The sequence below is a fragment of the Variovorax sp. FG153 genome, from assembly GCF_057809595.1.
The window spans coordinates 1-16,321 of the sequence record NZ_JBMDKG010000087.1 but is presented as its reverse complement, the minus strand read 5'-3'; the positions used below and the strand labels follow the sequence as shown (position 1 = coordinate 16,321).

Here is a 16,321-nt window from a genome sequence, read left to right as displayed (position 1 = left end):
GCCCCGGCGCCCGCCGCCGCGGCGCCCGCGCCCAAGGCTGCGGCGCCCGCACCGGCCCCGGTCGCGGCACCCGCGGCCTCGAACTACGGCGGCAAGGTCGACGTCGAGTGCGACGTCATCGTGCTCGGCGCCGGCCCCGGCGGCTACTCGGCCGCCTTCCGCGCCGCCGACCTTGGCCTGAAGGTCGTGCTGATCGAGCGCTACGCCACCCTCGGCGGCGTCTGCCTCAACGTCGGCTGCATCCCCTCGAAGGCGCTGCTGCACGTGGCCTCGGTGATGGACGAGGTCAAGCACTTCGCCGACCTCGGCGTGAGCTTCGCCGCGCCCACGGTCGACCGCGCCAAGCTGCTGGGCCACAAGAACAAGGTGGTGGGCAAGCTCACGAGCGGCCTCACCGCCATGGCCAAGATGCGCAAGGTCACGGTGCTGCGCGGCGTGGGCAACTTCGTCGACCCGCATCACATCGAGGTCGAGGAGACCTCGGGCACGGGCTGGGACACCACCGGCAGCAAGCAGACCGTGAAGTTCCGCAGCGCCATCATCGCCGCCGGCTCGCAGGCCGTGAGCCTGCCCTTCATGCCGAAGGACCCGCGCGTGGTCGATTCCACCGGCGCGCTCGAGCTCGGCACCGATCCCAAGCGCATGCTGATCCTGGGCGGCGGCATCATCGGCCTCGAGATGGGCACGGTGTATTCCACGCTCGGCGCGCGCCTCGACGTGGTCGAGATGCTCGACGGCCTGATGCAGGGCGCCGACCGCGACCTGGTGAAGGTCTGGCAGAAGATGAACGCGCCGCGCTTCGACAACCTCATGCTCAAGACCAGGACGGTCGGCGCCGAGGCCACGAAGGAGGGCATCAAGGTCACCTTCGAGGGCGAGAACGCGCCCAAGGAACCGCAGGTCTACGACCTGGTGCTGCAGGCCGTGGGCCGCAGCCCCAACGGCAAGAAGATCGGCGCCGAGAAGGCCGGCGTGGCCGTCGGCGAACGCGGCTTCATCCCCGTCGACATCCAGATGCGCACCAACGTGCCGCACATCTTCGCGATCGGCGACATCGTCGGCCAGCCGATGCTGGCCCACAAGGCGGTGCACGAGGCGCACGTGGCGGCCGAGGTGATCGCGGGCGAGCTCAAGGGCGACAAGGAACTGGCGAGCGCGGCCTTCAATGCCCGCGTGATCCCGAGCGTGGCCTACACCGACCCCGAGGTGGCGTGGGTGGGCCTGACCGAGGACCAGGCCAAGGCCGAAGGCATCAAGGTCAAGAAGGGCCACTTCCCGTGGACCGCCTCGGGACGCGCGATCGCCAACGGCCGCGACGAGGGCTTCACCAAGCTGCTGTTCGACGCCGAGACGCACCGCATCCTCGGCGGCGGCATCGTCGGCACCCATGCCGGCGACATGATCGGCGAGATCGCGCTGGCCATCGAGATGGGCGCCGACGAGATCGACATCGGCAAGACCATCCATCCGCATCCCACGCTGGGCGAGAGCATCGGCATGGCGGCGGAAGTGGCGCACGGCACCTGCACCGACCTGCCGCCGCAAAAGCGCTGAGGGATCGGGGGCCGCCTCGCGGCCTTCGCCCAAAACAAAAAAATCCCGCGGCTGCGGGATTTTTTTCGTCCCGGCCCCAGTGCGAAGTGGGCCGAAGGAGGGGAATTCAGTCGCCGGTGCGGGCCGACGCCGCGGCGGCGCGGATCTCGTCGTTCGATCCGCCGCCGAGCACGCGGCGGGCGCCGTCGAAGCGGCGGCTCCAGTAGCTGCCGTTCATGTCTTCCACGCGCACCTGGGCGCCCGAGCGCGGCGAGTGGATGAACTTGCCTTCGCCGACGTAGATGCCCACATGGCTGAAGGCGCGGCGCATGGTGTTGAAGAACACGAGGTCTCCGGGCTTGAGTTCGCTGCGGTCGATCTTCTCGGTGGCGGCGGCCTGTTCTTCCGCGCGGCGCGGCAGCATGTGGCCGACCGTCTGGTTGTACATGGCGCGCACGAAGCCGCTGCAATCGAAGCCGGTGTCTTCCGAATTACCGCCGCGGCGGTACGGAACACCGAGGAAGCCGATGGCGGTCATCACGAGATCGGAGGTGCGCTCGGTGACGGTCTGGCGGACTTGCCTCAGTTGCCCCACCAGGCCTTTTTCGGCCAGGAGTTGGCCGACTTCGTCGGTCCGGTCCGATGGTTGGGGAGCTGCATGGGCAGCGACGGCAATCAGGAGGGACGCGGGTAGGACGAAAAAACGCATGGCGCGTAGGATATTGATGACGGCTGGCACTGTCAATTTGATCTGAATTAGAGATTGTGCCGCCAACCCGTTGATTTATTTGAAATTTTTGAATCATCGGACAACTAAAATGTAACGGTCGACCCGTGATGCCGGATAAACAGTTCGGCCTCCAAGACCCTTCGAAGTCGACAACTGTCTTCATGTGGGTTTGAAAAACCGCCAAGATCATTCGTTTTGCGGGGAAAACACATGAAATCGCTCTCCAGACCCTCTCGCCGCGTCCTCGGCCGTGTTTTCGTCATGTCGGGTTTGATCTTTGGCGTGGCCGCCATGGCACAGGGTCGATCTGAGACCGTGGCTTCGGGGCTCGAAAGTCCCTGGGGCGTGGGCTTCCTGCCGGGCGACCGTTTCGTGGTCACAGAGAAGCCCGGGCGCATCCGCATCGTGGCCAAGGACGGCAAGCTGGGCGCGCCGCTGGCCGGCCTGCCGGCCATCGCGGCGGGCGGGCAGGGCGGCCTGCTCGACGTGCTCGTCGACGCGGACTTCCGCAGCAACCGCACGCTGTACTTCTGCTTCTCGGAGCCCGATGCCGGCGGCAGCGCCAACAGCACCGCGCTCGCGCGGGCGCGGCTGTCATCCGACGACACCCGGCTCGAGAACCTGCAGATCATCTTCAGCCAGAAGCCCAAGGTCGCGAGCCGCGCGCACTTCGGCTGCCGCATCGTCGACCGCGGCGACGGCACGCTCTACCTCACGCTGGGCGACCGCTTCAGCCGCAAGGAAGATGCGCAGCGGCTCGACAACCACCTCGGCAAGATCGTGCGCATCCGCAAGGACGGCAGCGTGCCCGACGACAACCCCTACGCCGGCCGGCCGGGCCCGCTGCCCGAGATCTGGAGCTACGGCCACCGCAACGGGCAGGGCGCCACGCTCGGGCCCGACGGCCGCCTGTGGATGACCGAGCACGGCCCGCAGGGCGGCGACGAGATCAACATCGCGCAGGCCGGCCGCAACTACGGCTGGCCCGTGATCACCTACGGCGAGAACTACGGCGGCGGCAAGATCGGCGACGGCATCACGGCCAAGGAAGGCATGGAGCAGCCGCTGCACTATTGGGTGCCCTCGATCGCGACCTCGGGCATGGCCTTCCTGACCAGCGACCGCTATGGCGCCGCATGGAAGGGCAACCTCTTCGTCGGCTCGCTGAAGTTCGGCTACCTCGACCGCATCGAGCTCAAGGACGGCAAAGTGGTGGCCGAGCACAAGCTGCTCGAGGACGGGCGCGCGCGCATCCGCGACGTGAAGCAGGGGCCCGACGGGCTGCTCTACGTGCTGACCGACGAGTCGAACGGCAAGCTGCTGCGGCTGCGGCCGAACTGAGCGTCAGCCGGGGCAGCCGGGCAGCGACAGCGTCGGCAGCATCCGCTGCCACAGGCGCCGCCATTCGGGCCAGTCGTGGCCGCCCTCGGTGGTGAAGACGCGTTCGGCCGGCAGCGCACCGGCCAGCAGCCGGTGACTGAAGGCGAAGCGGTCGTCGAGGCCGTAGCCCAGGTAGAGCGGCGGCCGCGCGCCCGCCGTCTGCGTGTAGCCCGCGTAGCCGCGCAGCCATTGCCAGAGCTGGGTTTCGTTCGGCGTGCGCGGGGTGGCGGCGCCGCTGTCGAGCGGCCCGTTCCACTTCGCGAGTCCGCCCGCGTTGGCGATGTCGGTGCTCAGCGTGCGTTCGCCCAGGTAGGGCGCGATCGCCACCACGCCGGCCAGTTCGCCCGGATGCGTCTGCGCGTAGAGCAGGCCGCCGAAGCCGCCGAGCGAGATGCCGACGATCCAGATCTGGCGGTAGCCCTGGCGCCGCGCGGGCTCGATCACATCGGCGCTCAGCCGTTCGAGCACGGTCCTGTCGTTGTAGTAGCCCAGGTGCGCGTCGACCAGCATCGTGTCGACCGCGAGCCGGTTCTCGCGCACCGCCTCGACGAAACCCTCGCGCTCGAACTCGTCGGGCGTCGAATAGGCGCCCGGCAGCATCACGAGCAGGGTGTCGGCCTGGCGCGTGCAGCGCTGGGTTTCGAGCACGGTCGCCAGCGGCACCGTGCTCTTGCGCACGCCGCCGCAGCCGGCCACCAGCAGCACGGCACCGATGCCGAGAGCCGCGAGGCAGAGCCGCTTCGTCAGGACTTTCATCCCGCCGAGTCTAGGCCTGGGCGCGGTGAGGCTTGGGCAGTTCGACCATCACCGGCTGCCCGGGCGTGGTACAGCCCGTGTCGCAGCACTTGCCGGGCTGGCGGTTGCGCGTGATCGCGCGCTGCGGATCGTGCGGCGCGGCCGCGGGCGAGCCGTCGGCGGCGATGCCGCGCTCGAGCAGCCGCTCGACCAGCTCTACCTTCGAGCCCACCGGGTAGTGGCGCCAGATCTCCTGCTTCATCGCGGCGGGCGAACCGCCGCCGTGCAGGCTGATCACGCTGTACCAGCCGCCCTGGTAGCCGGCCGTCAGGTCCTCGATGAAGCGGGCCGCCTCGATGCGCTGTTCGTAGGGCACGGCCGGATTGGCGCGCAGCACGTCCGACAGCCGCGCCGCGGTCTCGGGGTTGTGGTCCTCGTCGGGGCCGGGCAGGGTGACGATCAGGCCGCCGCTCACGGTGTGGGCGATGCGGTGCATGTCGTAGACCTTGGTCGCGAGCAGCAGCTTGCCGATGTTGCTGAACACCGGGTCGGGCATGAAGACCGGGCAGTGCTCGTCGGCCTTGCCGTAGACGCTGGCCGCCACGCCGCAGGCGAAGAAGCCCTCGGTGATGCTGATGAGCTCGACCATCTGCTCGCGCAGGTGGCTCTCCTTGCCCGGGTCGAAGCCGTTGGCCTCGCACATCAGCGCGCCGGCGCCGATCAGCAGGTCGCCGAAGCCCGCGCGCGCGCCGATGCAGCTGTGGCGGTGGTGGGTGGCGTAGCTGTAGGTGAGGTGGCCCGAGTGTTCCCAACTGCCGTCGGAGCCGTCGTAGAACACGCGCTCCCACGGCACCAGCACTCGGTCGAAGATGCACACGCCGGTGCTCTGGCCGTACTTGCGGCTGAACAGGGCGTCGCCGTGCTCGAGCTTCTCGCCGGGCCGGCCGGCAGGTCGCGCCACGATCGTCAGGCCCGGCGCGTCGAGCGGCACCGCGCAGCAGACGGCGAAGTCGGCGTCCTCGCGGCCCATGTTGCGGCAGGGCATTACAAGCAGCTCGTGCACGTAGGGCGCGCCGGTCACGATGGCCTTGGTGCCCGAGATCACGATGCCGCGCGCGTTGCGTTCCACCACGTGCACGTAGCTGTCGACGTTGGCCTGCTCGTGCGGCCGGCGGCTGCGGTCGCCCTTGGCGTCGGTCATGGCCACGCCCAGGGTCAGGTCCTGGTCCTGGACGCGGTGCAGGTACTCGAGGAAGCGTGCCGTGTGCTCGCCGCCGCCGCGCGCGTCGTCGATGCGCGCCGACACCTGGGCGATCGCGTTGAGCGCGTCGTGCGTGAGGTAGCGCTGCGCGCAGCCGGTTTCCTGACACACCAGCCGCACCGCCTCGAGCTTGTTGAGCAGGTCGCCGGCGCTGGTGTTGAGGTGCGAGAGCCGGTTCACGCGCTTGCCGCTGGTGTGCTGCACCGCGGTCATCAGCGGTTCGTACTGCGCCTTCAGCGCATGGTCGTAGGTCAGCGCGATGGCGTTGATGCCGGGGCGGAACGCGGGCTCGTCGGCCACGCTCTCGACGCGCCGGCCATCGACGTAGACGACGGGCTTGTAGCGGCGCAGCGATTCGCGGTAGTCGGCGCCGGACATCAGCGCGGCCGAGGGGAGCGGGGCGTTCATCGTGGGTGTCTCCGGTGGTTGTCGTGCGGGCCGGATCGGGCCGGCTCCGCTAAATTTAAACACTGTTCAAAAAATTGATCAACCGTTAAGAAAAATGAGCAACGCTTAAAAGAAGGGCTACAGTCCAGCCCATGCAGGCCAAGCTCCAACGACGACAGACCCTGAGCGATGCGCGCCGCGCGCTGGTGCTCGACGCGGCGCGGGCCGTGTTCTCCGAGGCCGGCATCGAGGGCGCGAGCATTCGCGAGATCGCGCGCCGCGCCGGCTACACGCCCGGTGCCATCTATTCGTACTTCGAGAGCAAGGAGGCGATCTACGCCGCGCTGCTCGACGAATCGCTGCTGCGCCTGCGCACCGCGGTGGGGGAGGCCGAGGCCTTCGCGGAGCGGCCCGCGCTGACATTGGCGTCCAAGGCGCGGGCCTGGTTCGGCTTCTACGCGGCCCATCCGCGCGAGCTCGACCTCGGCTTCTACCTGGTGCACGGCATGCGGCCGCGCGGCCTGACCAGCGAGCTCGACCACGCGCTCAACGACCGGCTGAAGGAGGCGCTCGACCCCTGCGAGGAAGCGCTGCGCGCCATGGGCCTCGATGCCGCCGAGGCGCTGCGCGAGAACACCGCCCTGTTCGCGCACGGCGTGGGCCTGCTGCTGATGCGGCACACCGGGCGCATCCGCATGTTCGGGCAGTCGGCCGATGCGCTGTTCGAGGCCTACATCGGGCAGCTCGTGGCCCGTGTGCGGCCGGCGGTGGCCTGAGCCGGCGTTTTCGGTGTTAGTTTCCAGGGTCCAGGACGCACGGCGTCCCCGCAACCCTCAGAAGAAAGAACCTCGCCCATGCTGCTCGACGCATCCCAATCCCAACTCGTGCTGGTCGACTATCAGGCGCGACTGATGCCGGCGATCTTCGAGTCGGAGGCGGTCGCGCAGAACGCGGTCCGCCTCGGCAAGATGGCCCGGCTGTTCGATGTGCCCGTCTTCGGCACCGAGCACAACCCGTCCAAGCTCGGCGAGAACCTGCCCGACATCCGCGCGCTGTGCCGCCGCACGCTGCCGAAGATGCACTTCAGCGGCGTCGAGGAGGGGCTGGGCGAATGGCTGCGCGTGCCGGCGAAGGCGCCGCAGGGCAATGCGCGCAGCCTGCCCAAGCACCTGCAGAAGCCGGCCGCGGCCGCCGAGGAGCGCAACACCATCGTCATCGCAGGCTGCGAAGCCCATGTCTGCCTGCTGCAGACCGCGCTCGACCTGCTGGAGGACGAGTTCGAGGTCTGGGTCGTCACCGATGCCTGCGGTTCGCGCACCGAGCGCAACCGCGACGCCGCCTTCGACCGCCTGGCCGGCGCGGGCGCCGAGCTGGTGACGACGGAGATGGTCGGCTTCGAATGGCTGCGCACGGCCGAGCACCCGGCCTTTCCGGAGCTGCTCGCGCTGGTGCGCTGAGCGCGCCGGGCGTCAGTCCTGCCGCACCTCGCTCGCGAGCAGCGGCATACCGAGTTCGCGCAGGGCCTGCTGGATCTGCGCCACCGGTGCCTGGCGCACCGTCATTCCTGTCTCCACCGCGATCGCGGCGGCCACGCCCGCGGCCTGGCCGGTCGCCATGCAGGCCGGCATGTTGCGCGAGCGCGCATGGGCCTCGTGATTGGCCGAGATGCAGCGGCCCGCGACCAGCAGTTGCTCGATCCGCTTCGGCAGCAGGCAGCGGTAGGGGATCTCGTAGGGCGGCATGCTCTGGAAATCGACGTCGCCGCCCTTGGGGTCGTGGATGTCGAGCGCCGAAGTGTCGGCGGCGATGCTGTCCTCGAAACGGGTCTCGCCGCGCGAGTCCGGGCCGGTCAGCGTGTATTCGCCCTCGATGTGGCGAGTTTCGCGCACGCCCAGGATCGGCGAGACCTGCCCGAGCCGCGCCTGCTCGAAGCCCGGCACGCGCTCGCGCAGGAAACGGCACACGCCCTCGATCTGGCGATAGCACTCGAGGATCGCGCCCGTGAACTGCGCCGGCGAGAACACGTCGACGCCGAGCACGCGCGTGGCATTCACGTACATCTGGCCGTCGGCCGTCTTCAGCGTGATGTTGTCGCGCTGCAGCTTCACGCCGGTTTCGTCCTGGAAGCGCCGCAGCATGCCGTTGAAGCCGGTCAGCCACAGGCCGTAGGCCAGCCCTTCACGGTCGCGCGGGATGGCGCGCGCGGGCACGTCCTCGCAGTCGCGGGCCCAGTCGGCCAGGCGCTCGAGGTCGACGTTCTTCATGATGAAGTACATCGACACCGGCTGCATGCGGGCCTCGGCTTCGCCCGAACCCATCACGAACGGGGCGCCGGCCTTGGCCGCCATGTCGGCATCGGCCGAGCAATCGATCAGCACCTGGGCAGCGATGAACTGGCGCCCGGCCTTGCTCTCGATGAACACGCCCTTGACCGTGCCGTCCTCCACCCGCGGCGCGGAGACGAAGGTCTCGAACAGGATCTGCACGCCGGCCTCCACGCACAGGCGCGTGAGCAGCATCTTCATGACCTCGGGATCGGTCGGCGAGGCGATGCGCACGCCGCCGGTCTTGGTGGTGGCCATGTAGTCCTCGCCGGCGCCGCCGGCCGAGCGCGCGAGGTTCCAGATCTCGAGCGGGATGCCGCCGATCAGCGAGCCCGAGGGCTTGGTGTTCAGGCCCAGCGTGAGGATGCCGCCGAGCGAGCCGAAACGCTCGATCAGCACGACCTTGCGGCCGCGCCGCGCGGCGGCGATGGCCGCGACCGGGCCCGTGGTGCCGCCGCCGACGATGACGATGTCGGCCTCCATCAGCACGGGAGTCTGGCGGGCGGGTTCTTGGATGGTGCTCTGTGTCACTGCGTTGCTTTCCTGGGGTGGGTGGGAATGGAGGGGAGGGCGGTCAATCGAGCTTGGCGCCCGATTCCTTGATGGCCTTGGACCACTTCGCGATCTCGCTGCGGTTCCAGGCCGCGAACTGCTCGGGCGTGTTGCCGACCACGATCGCGCCGGTGGCCGCCAGCTGCTTCTGCAGCTCGGGCAGGCGCAGCACCGCGACCATGTCGTTGTAGATCTTGTCGGCCACCGGCTTGGGCGTGCCCGCCGGCACCAGGGCGCCGATCCAGGACACGGCCTCGAAGCCCGGCAGGCCGGATTCGGCGGCGGTCGGCACCTCGGGCAGTGCGTCGACCCGCTTCAGGCTGGTCACCGCCAGCGGCTTGAGCCGGTTCGACTTCACATGCGGCATGACGGCGACGATGTTGTCGAACATCAGCCCGATCTGCCCGCTGAACATGTCGTTGTAGGCCGCGGGCGTGCCCTTGTAGGCCACGTGCAGCAGGTCGGTGCGGGTTTCCGCCTTGAACATCTCGCCGGCCAGGTGGTTCGAGGTGCCCACGCCGCCCGAGCCGAAGTTGAGCTTGCCGGGATTGGCGCGCGCGTACTCGACCAGCTCCTTGACGTTGTTGGCCGGCACCGAGGGGTTGGCCACCAGCACCAGCGGCGTGATGGTGACCAGCGTCAGTGGCTGGAAGTCCTTGAGGTAGTCGTAGTTGAGCTTGGTGTAGAGGGTGGTGCTGATCGCGTTGGCGACGGTACCGAAGAAGATCGTGTAGCCGTCGGCCGGCGCGCGCGCGGCGAGTTCGCTGCCGAGGTTGCCGCCCGCGCCGGGCTTGTTGTCGATGACCACCGGCTGGCCCCATTTCTCCGACAGCTTCTGTCCCACGGCGCGCGCCACCACGTCGGTGGCGCTGGCGGCCGGGAAGCCGAACAGGATGCGGACCGGCTTGGTCGGCCACGGGGTGTCGGCGAACGCCGGGCTGCCGGCCAGGCCGGCGAGGGCGGCGGCCACGGTGGCCGCGAGCAGGCTTCTCTTGCGCATGGTTTGTCTCCTGGGCTTTGGATCCATGGGGCGGTCTTGCTTGCGCCCCTGTTCATTCAGAGCTTCAATGCTATGGTGCTATATAGCACTTGTCAACTTCGGAGGCGGGTAGCATCGCGTCCCATCACCTCATGAACGAACTCGACAGCCCAGCTTCCGACGATCCCCTGGGTGCCTACACGCACCCGGGCGCCTCGGGCCTGGCCAAGTACGCGCAGTTGCGCGAAACCCTGGTGACCGCCATCCGCAGCGGCTACTGGCGTCCTGGCAGCCAGCTGCCGGCCGAACGCGAACTGGCGCGGCGCACCCGCTACAGCCTCGGCACGGTGCAGCGCGCGCTGCGCGAGCTGGCCGACGACGGCATCGTGGTGCGTACCCATGGCAGCGGCACCTATGTGGCCGAGGGGCGCGGTGCCATCGATGCGCCGCTGCACCTGCGCTTCCTCGGCGACGAGGGCGGCGCGGCCAGCTTCCTGCCGCTCTACCCCAAGGTGCTGTCCCGCGCACGGGTGCCCGAGCGCGGTCCCTGGTCCGACTGGCTGCGGCTCGGCGGCGAGGACATGGTGCGCATCTCGCGGCGCATCAGCGTCAACCACGAGTTCAACGTGTTCAATCGGCTCTACTTCAGCGCGGCGGCGTTTCCCGGCATCGCCTCGGCGCCGCTGCCCAGCCTCGACGGCGCCAACCTCAAGCAGTTGCTCGGCACCGAGGGCCACATGCCGGTGACGGAAATGCGCCAGCGCGTGTCGTTCGTGGTCTTCGGCGACGAGGCGAGCGGCGTGCTCGAGGTGCCGCCCGGCACGCGCGGCATGCTGCTCGAGAGCGCGGCCATGGCGGGGCGCCAGCCGCTGTACTTCTTCGAGTCGTTCATTCCGCCGAACGAGCGCCGGCTCGACGTTTCCTGAGCGCGCGGCAGGCCTGCGTCAGTTCCGCGCAAGCGCGCCTGCCGATGATCTTCGAGGACGGGCCGAGGCGCGCGTCCGCAGAAATACAAGCACGAGAGACAGGAGACAGCATGCCGAACTACGAAGAATTCCACCGCCGGTCGATCGACGCGCCCGAGGCTTTCTGGGCCGAGCAGGCCCGGCTCATCGACTGGCAGAGCCCGCCGCAACGGATCCTCGACGCGAGCCAGCCGCCGTTCGCGCGCTGGTTCGTCGGCGGCAGCACCAACCTGTGCCACAACGCCGTCGACCGCCACCTGGCCGAGCGCGGCGACCAGCCGGCGCTGATCTTCGTCTCGACCGAGACCGGCACCGAGAAGAGCTACAGCTTCCGCGAGCTGCATGCCGAGGTGCAGCGCACCGCCGCCAGCCTGATCGACCTGGGCGTGGGCCGCGGCGACCGCGTGCTGATCTACATGCCGATGATTCCCGAGGCCGCGTTCGCGATGCTGGCCTGCGCGCGCATCGGCGCCATCCACTGCGTGGTGTTCGGCGGTTTCGCGAGCGGCTCGCTGGCCACGCGCATCGAGGACGCCGAACCCAAGGTGGTGGTGAGCGCCGACGCCGGTTCGCGCGGCGGCAAGGTGATCGCGTACAAGCCGCTGCTCGACGAGGCGATCCGCCTGTCGAGCCACAAGCCCGATGCGGTGCTGCTGACCGACCGCGGCCTGGCCCCCATGGCGCTGGTCGCGGGGCGCGACCACCTGGCGAGCGAGCTGCGGCAAAAGCACCTCGACGCGCAAGTGCCCTGCGCCTGGCTCGAGTCGACCGAGATCAGCTACACCATCTACACCAGCGGCACCACCGGCAAGCCCAAGGGCGTGCAGCGCGACGTGGGCGGCTACGCGGTGGCGCTGGCCGCGAGCATGAAGCACATCTTCGACGGCCGGCCCGGCGAGACCTACTTCTCCACCAGCGACATCGGCTGGGTCGTAGGCCACAGCTACATCGTCTACGGCCCGCTGATCGCCGGCATGGCGACGGTGATGTACGAGGGCCTGCCCACGCAGGGTCTCGACGGCCAGCCCGACGGCGGCATCTGGTGGCGTCTCGTCGAGAAGTACAAGGTGACGGTGATGTTCAGTGCGCCGACCGCGGTGCGCGTGCTCAAGAAACAGGATCCCGCACTGCTCAAGAAGTACGACCTCTCGACCTTGCGCGCGCTGTTCCTGGCCGGCGAGCCGCTCGACGAGCCCACCGGCCGCTGGATCGCCGAGGGCCTGGGCGTGCCGATCATCGACAACTACTGGCAGACCGAATCGGGCTGGCCGATCATCACCATCGCCAACGGCGTGGAGAAGAAACCCAGCAAGTTCGGCAGCCCCGGCGTGCCGATGTACGGCTACAAGGTGAAGATCCTGCACGAGTCGACCGGCGAGGAACTGACCGCGCCGAACGAGAAGGGCGTGGTCGTGGTCGAGGGGCCGACGCCGCCGGGCTTCATGCAGACCGTGTGGAGGGACGACGCGCGCTTCGTCAACACCTACTGGAAGAGCGTGCCCGGCAAGATGGTCTATTCGACCTTCGACTGGGGCATCCGCGACGAGGACGGCTATTTCTACATCCTCGGGCGCACCGACGACGTGATCAACGTGGCCGGCCACCGGCTCGGCACGCGCGAGATCGAGGAAAGCATCTCGGGCCACGCGGGCGTGGCCGAGGTCGCGGTGGTGGGCGTGGCCGACGCGCTCAAGGGCCAGGTCGCGATGGCCTTCGTGGTGCCCAAGGACGGGCGGGCCGCGAGCGACGAGGCGCTGGCGCTGAAGCTCGAGGGCGAGATCATGAAGACCGTGGCCGACCAGCTCGGCGCGCTGGCCCGGCCGGCGCGGGTGCGTTTCGTGGGCGGGCTGCCCAAGACCCGCAGCGGCAAATTGCTGCGCCGCGCCATCCAGGCGGTCTGCGAGGGCCGCGATCCGGGCGACCTGACGACCATCGACGACCCCGCCACGCTGCAGCAGATCAAACTGTTACTTAAGCCAGCCTGAGTTCCCCGCCTGGGGGGTTGTGCATCCGCTTTCAACCGTCATATGGTTGGCGTGGCACAATCGCCCGGTACTCAGGCCCTTCCCCAGCCACAGTCGCATCCGCCAATCGGTTCAGCCGTGTCGCGGAAGGTTTCTTAAACCAGCTCGTGCTTCCCACAGGGAAGCGAAGGTCAGCGCAATATGAGCGATTCATCGACTCCATCGGTGTATGCCGCCTACCAAGGCAACACCTACCTCTTCGGCGGCAACGCGCCCTATGTCGAGGAGATGTACGAAAACTACCTCGCCAACCCCGGCAGCGTGCCCGACAACTGGCGCACCTACTTCGACGCGCTGCAGCACGTCCCCGCCGCCGACGGCACCAACACCCGCGACGTTCCGCACCAGCCGGTCATCAACGCTTTTGCCGAATTGGCGAAGCAGGGCACGACCAAGGTCGTGCAGGCCAGCGGCGCCGACTCCGAACTCGGCCGCAAGCGCACCGCCGTCCAGCAGCTGATCGCCGCCTACCGCAACGTCGGCGCCCGCTGGGCCGACCTCGATCCGCTCAAGCGCGCCGAGCGTCCCGCCATTCCCGAGCTCGAGCCCTCGTTCTACGGCTTCACCGACGCCGACCTCGAGACGGTGTTCAACACCAGCAACACCTTCTTCGGCAAGGACACCATGTCCTTGCGCGACCTGCTCAACGCACTGCGCGAAACGTACTGCGGCACCATGGGTGCCGAGTACATGTACACCACCGACCAGAACCACAAGCGCTGGTGGCAGCAGCGGCTCGAGAGCGCCCGCACCAATCCCAAGCTCAGCGCCGAGCAGAAGAAGCACGTGCTCAACCGCCTGACCGCGGCCGAAGGCCTCGAGCGCTTCCTGCACACCAAGTACGTCGGCCAGAAGCGCTTCTCGCTCGAAGGCGGCGAGAGCTTCATCGTCTCGATGGACGAGCTGATCAACCAGGCCGGCGCCAAGGGCGTGCAGGAAATCGTGATCGGCATGGCCCACCGCGGCCGCCTCAACGTGCTGGTCAACTCGCTCGGCAAGATGCCGGCCGACCTGTTCGCCGAGTTCGACCACACCGCGCCCGAAGACCTGCCCAGCGGCGACGTCAAGTACCACCAGGGCTTCAGCTCGGACGTGACCACTCCCGGCGGCCCGGTCCACCTGAGCCTCGCGTTCAACCCCTCGCACCTCGAGATCGTGAATCCCGTGGTCGAAGGCTCGGTGCGCGCGCGCATGGACCGCCGCGCCGATCCGCAGGGCAAGCAGGTGCTGCCCGTGCTGGTGCACGGCGACGCGGCCTTCGCGGGCCAGGGCGTCGTGATGGAAACGCTGGCGCTGGCCGAGACCCGTGGCTACTTCACGGGCGGCACGGTGCACATCGTCATCAACAACCAGATCGGCTTCACCACCAGCGACCCGCGCGACAGCCGCTCGACGCTGTACTGCTCGGACATCGTGAAGATGATCGAGGCGCCGGTGCTGCACGTGAACGGCGACGATCCCGAAGCCGTGGTGCTCGCCACCCAGATCGCGCTGGACTTCCGCATGGAATTCCAGAAGGACGTGGTCGTGGACATCATCTGCTTCCGCAAGCTGGGCCACAACGAGCAGGACACCCCCTCGCTGACCCAGCCGCTGATGTACAAGAAGATCGCCCAGCATCCCGGCACGCGCAAGCTGTACGCCGACAAGCTGGCCGCTCAGGGCCTGGGCGACACGCTCGGCGACGACATGGTCAAGGCGCAGCGCGCCGCCTTCGACGAAGGCAAGAACACGGTCGACCCGGTGCTGACCAACTTCAAGAGCAAGTACGCCGTCGACTGGAGCCCGTACCTCAACAAGAAGTGGACCGACGCCGGCGACACCGCGATCCCCACCTCCGAGTGGAAGCGCCTGGCCGAGAAGATCACCACCGTGCCGCAAGGCTTCACGGTGCATCCGCTGGTCAAGAAGGTGCTCGACGACCGCGCCGCCATGGGCCGCGGCGACGTCAACGTCGACTGGGGCATGGGCGAGCACATGGCCTTCGCCTCGCTGGTGGCCAGCGGCTACCCGGTGCGCCTGTCGGGCGAGGACTCGGGCCGCGGCACGTTCACGCACCGCCACGCCGTCCTGCACGACCAGAACCGCGAGAAGTTCGACGAAGGCACCTACACGCCGCTGTCGAACGTGGCCGACAACCAGGCCCCGTTCGTCGTGATCGACTCGATCCTGTCGGAAGAGGCGGTGCTCGCGTTCGAATACGGCTACGCCTCGAACGACCCGAACACGCTGGTGATCTGGGAAGCCCAGTTCGGCGACTTCGTGAACGGCGCGCAGGTCGTGATCGACCAGTTCATCGCCTCGGGCGAAGTCAAGTGGGGCCGCGTCAACGGCCTCACGATGATGCTGCCGCACGGCTACGAAGGCCAGGGCCCCGAGCACAGCTCGGCGCGCCTCGAGCGCTTCATGCAACTGAGCGCCGACACCAACATGCAGGTGGTGCAGCCGACCACGGCCAGCCAGATCTTCCACGTGCTGCGTCGCCAGATGGTGCGCAACCTGCGCAAGCCGCTGATCATCCTCACGCCCAAGTCGCTGCTGCGCAACAAGGACGCGACCTCGCCGCTGGCCGAGTTCACCAAGGGCAGCTTCCAGACCATCATTCCGGAAAGCAAGCCACTCAAGGCCGAGAAGGTCAAGCGTCTGATCGCCTGCTCGGGCAAGGTCTACTACGACCTGGCCAAGAAGCGCGAGGAGAAGGGCGACGAGGACGTGGCGATCATCCGCGTCGAGCAGCTCTATCCGTTCCCGCACAAGGCCTTCGCGGCCGAGATCAAGAAGTACCCGAACCTCGTCGACGTGGTGTGGTGCCAGGACGAACCGCAGAACCAGGGCGCCTGGTTCTTCGTGCAGCACTACATCCACGAGAACATGCAGGAAGGCCAGAAGCTCGGCTACGCCGGCCGCGCGGCCTCGGCCTCGCCGGCCGTCGGCTACTCGCACCTGCACCAGGAACAGCAGAAGGCACTGGTCGATGCCGCCTTCGCCAAGCTCAAGGGCTTCGTGCTGACCAAGTAATAGAACGATCTTTTTTCAACACGAACGACCCGCTCGGGCGCACGCGGCTTGGCCGCGGCGCCCGATCCCCCACGAGGGGCGGGCCGGGCGAAACCCGGCCCCAGGGGCACACACAAATCAAAGCGGAGCAAACTCCAAATGTCTATCGTCGAAGTCAAAGTCCCTCAGCTGTCCGAATCGGTGGCCGAAGCCACCATGCTCACCTGGAAGAAGAAGGCCGGCGAAGCCGTCGCCGTCGATGAAATCCTGATCGAGATCGAAACCGACAAGGTCGTGCTCGAAGTGCCGGCGCCCGCCGCCGGCGTGCTGGCCGAGATCGTGCAAGGCGACGGCGCCACCGTCGTGGCCGACCAGCTGATCGCGAAGATCGACACCGAAGGCAAGGCCAGCGCCGCGGCCCCGGCCGCCGCGCCCGCCGCCGCCGCCCCGGCAC

General features: G+C 68.3%; 13 protein-coding genes. 8 read left to right on the top strand and 5 right to left on the bottom strand.

Annotated features, from left to right (window positions below):
• Window positions 1-1,554, top strand: a 1,554-nt coding sequence (gene lpdA / locus ACODT0_RS41785; RefSeq protein WP_489043981.1) for a dihydrolipoyl dehydrogenase, incomplete at its 5' end; no start/stop codon positions are given.
• A gap of 106 nt (window positions 1,555-1,660) precedes the next feature.
• Here lpdA and ACODT0_RS41780 read toward each other — a convergent pair.
• Window positions 1,661-2,242, bottom strand: coding sequence for a C40 family peptidase (locus tag ACODT0_RS41780; RefSeq protein ID WP_057597282.1), 582 nt, complete (start codon window positions 2,240-2,242; stop codon window positions 1,661-1,663).
• Window positions 2,243-2,524: 282 nt separating this feature from the next.
• On the opposite strand from ACODT0_RS41780, the gene ACODT0_RS41775 reads away from it, so the two are divergent.
• Entirely contained in the window at window positions 2,525-3,604 is a 1,080-nt protein-coding gene (locus tag ACODT0_RS41775; RefSeq protein ID WP_489043980.1) for a PQQ-dependent sugar dehydrogenase, read from the top strand.
• Window positions 3,605-3,607: 3 nt separating this feature from the next.
• On the opposite strand, the gene ACODT0_RS41770 is transcribed toward ACODT0_RS41775, so the two are convergent.
• A complete protein-coding gene (locus ACODT0_RS41770; RefSeq protein WP_489043979.1) occupies window positions 3,608-4,399 on the bottom strand; it encodes an alpha/beta fold hydrolase in 792 nt (263 codons plus the stop codon).
• Window positions 4,400-4,409: 10 nt separating this feature from the next.
• Window positions 4,410-6,047, bottom strand: coding sequence for a 4-hydroxyphenylacetate 3-hydroxylase family protein (locus ACODT0_RS41765; RefSeq protein ID WP_479672224.1), 1,638 nt, complete (start codon window positions 6,045-6,047; stop codon window positions 4,410-4,412).
• A 131-nt stretch (window positions 6,048-6,178) separates the two neighbouring features.
• Here ACODT0_RS41765 and ACODT0_RS41760 point away from each other — a divergent pair, with 131 nt between their 5' ends.
• Together ACODT0_RS41760 and ACODT0_RS41755 are read left to right on the top strand one after the other, a co-directional pair.
• Window positions 6,179-6,802 (top strand): TetR/AcrR family transcriptional regulator, encoded by a 624-nt coding sequence (locus ACODT0_RS41760; protein WP_261210927.1) that lies wholly within the window; start codon window positions 6,179-6,181, stop codon window positions 6,800-6,802.
• Window positions 6,803-6,880: 78 nt separating this feature from the next.
• The gene (locus ACODT0_RS41755) at window positions 6,881-7,483 is read left to right on the top strand and encodes an isochorismatase family protein (RefSeq protein WP_093342637.1); all 603 of its coding nucleotides are present in this window, start codon (window positions 6,881-6,883) and stop codon (window positions 7,481-7,483) included.
• A 12-nt stretch (window positions 7,484-7,495) separates the two neighbouring features.
• Here ACODT0_RS41755 and ACODT0_RS41750 read toward each other — a convergent pair whose 3' ends face one another.
• Both ACODT0_RS41750 and ACODT0_RS41745 read right to left on the bottom strand, forming a co-directional pair.
• Window positions 7,496-8,881, bottom strand: coding sequence for an FAD-dependent oxidoreductase (locus ACODT0_RS41750; protein ID WP_216087358.1), 1,386 nt, complete (start codon window positions 8,879-8,881; stop codon window positions 7,496-7,498).
• Window positions 8,882-8,924: 43 nt separating this feature from the next.
• The gene (locus ACODT0_RS41745; protein WP_261210926.1) at window positions 8,925-9,902 is read right to left on the bottom strand and encodes a Bug family tripartite tricarboxylate transporter substrate binding protein; all 978 of its coding nucleotides are present in this window, start codon (window positions 9,900-9,902) and stop codon (window positions 8,925-8,927) included.
• Between the two features lie 131 nt (window positions 9,903-10,033).
• Between ACODT0_RS41745 and ACODT0_RS41740 the strand changes: the two genes are divergently transcribed.
• From ACODT0_RS41740 to ACODT0_RS41725, 4 genes are all read left to right on the top strand, one after another.
• Window positions 10,034-10,807, top strand: a complete 774-nt coding sequence (locus ACODT0_RS41740) for a GntR family transcriptional regulator (protein ID WP_479672226.1) — start codon at window positions 10,034-10,036, stop codon at window positions 10,805-10,807.
• 44 nt (window positions 10,808-10,851) lie between these two features.
• Window positions 10,852-12,831, top strand: a complete 1,980-nt coding sequence (locus ACODT0_RS41735; RefSeq protein ID WP_489043978.1) for a propionate--CoA ligase — start codon at window positions 10,852-10,854, stop codon at window positions 12,829-12,831.
• Between the two features lie 180 nt (window positions 12,832-13,011).
• On the top strand, window positions 13,012-15,888 hold the full coding sequence (locus ACODT0_RS41730; RefSeq protein WP_057597272.1) for a 2-oxoglutarate dehydrogenase E1 component: 2,877 nt from the start codon (window positions 13,012-13,014) through the stop codon (window positions 15,886-15,888).
• A gap of 138 nt (window positions 15,889-16,026) precedes the next feature.
• Window positions 16,027-16,321: biotin/lipoyl-containing protein (locus tag ACODT0_RS41725; RefSeq protein ID WP_412180405.1), on the top strand; the 295-nt coding region annotated here is incomplete at its 3' end.

Excerpts from the sequence above, each read along its gene's own strand:
- ACODT0_RS41780 (WP_057597282.1), bottom strand. The coding sequence starts at position 2,242 with ATGCGTTTTTTCGTCCTACCCGCGTCCCTCCTGATTGCCGTCGCTGCC.
- ACODT0_RS41775 (WP_489043980.1), top strand. The coding sequence starts at position 2,525 with ATGTCGGGTTTGATCTTTGGCGTGGCCGCCATGGCACAGGGTCGATCT.
- ACODT0_RS41770 (WP_489043979.1), bottom strand. The coding sequence starts at position 4,399 with ATGAAAGTCCTGACGAAGCGGCTCTGCCTCGCGGCTCTCGGCATCGGT.
- ACODT0_RS41765 (WP_479672224.1), bottom strand. The coding sequence starts at position 6,047 with ATGAACGCCCCGCTCCCCTCGGCCGCGCTGATGTCCGGCGCCGACTAC.
- ACODT0_RS41760 (WP_261210927.1), top strand. The coding sequence starts at position 6,179 with ATGCAGGCCAAGCTCCAACGACGACAGACCCTGAGCGATGCGCGCCGC.
- ACODT0_RS41755 (WP_093342637.1), top strand. The coding sequence starts at position 6,881 with ATGCTGCTCGACGCATCCCAATCCCAACTCGTGCTGGTCGACTATCAG.
- ACODT0_RS41745 (WP_261210926.1), bottom strand. The coding sequence starts at position 9,902 with ATGCGCAAGAGAAGCCTGCTCGCGGCCACCGTGGCCGCCGCCCTCGCC.
- ACODT0_RS41740 (WP_479672226.1), top strand. The coding sequence starts at position 10,034 with ATGAACGAACTCGACAGCCCAGCTTCCGACGATCCCCTGGGTGCCTAC.
- ACODT0_RS41735 (WP_489043978.1), top strand. The coding sequence starts at position 10,852 with ATGATCTTCGAGGACGGGCCGAGGCGCGCGTCCGCAGAAATACAAGCA.
- ACODT0_RS41730 (WP_057597272.1), top strand. The coding sequence starts at position 13,012 with ATGAGCGATTCATCGACTCCATCGGTGTATGCCGCCTACCAAGGCAAC.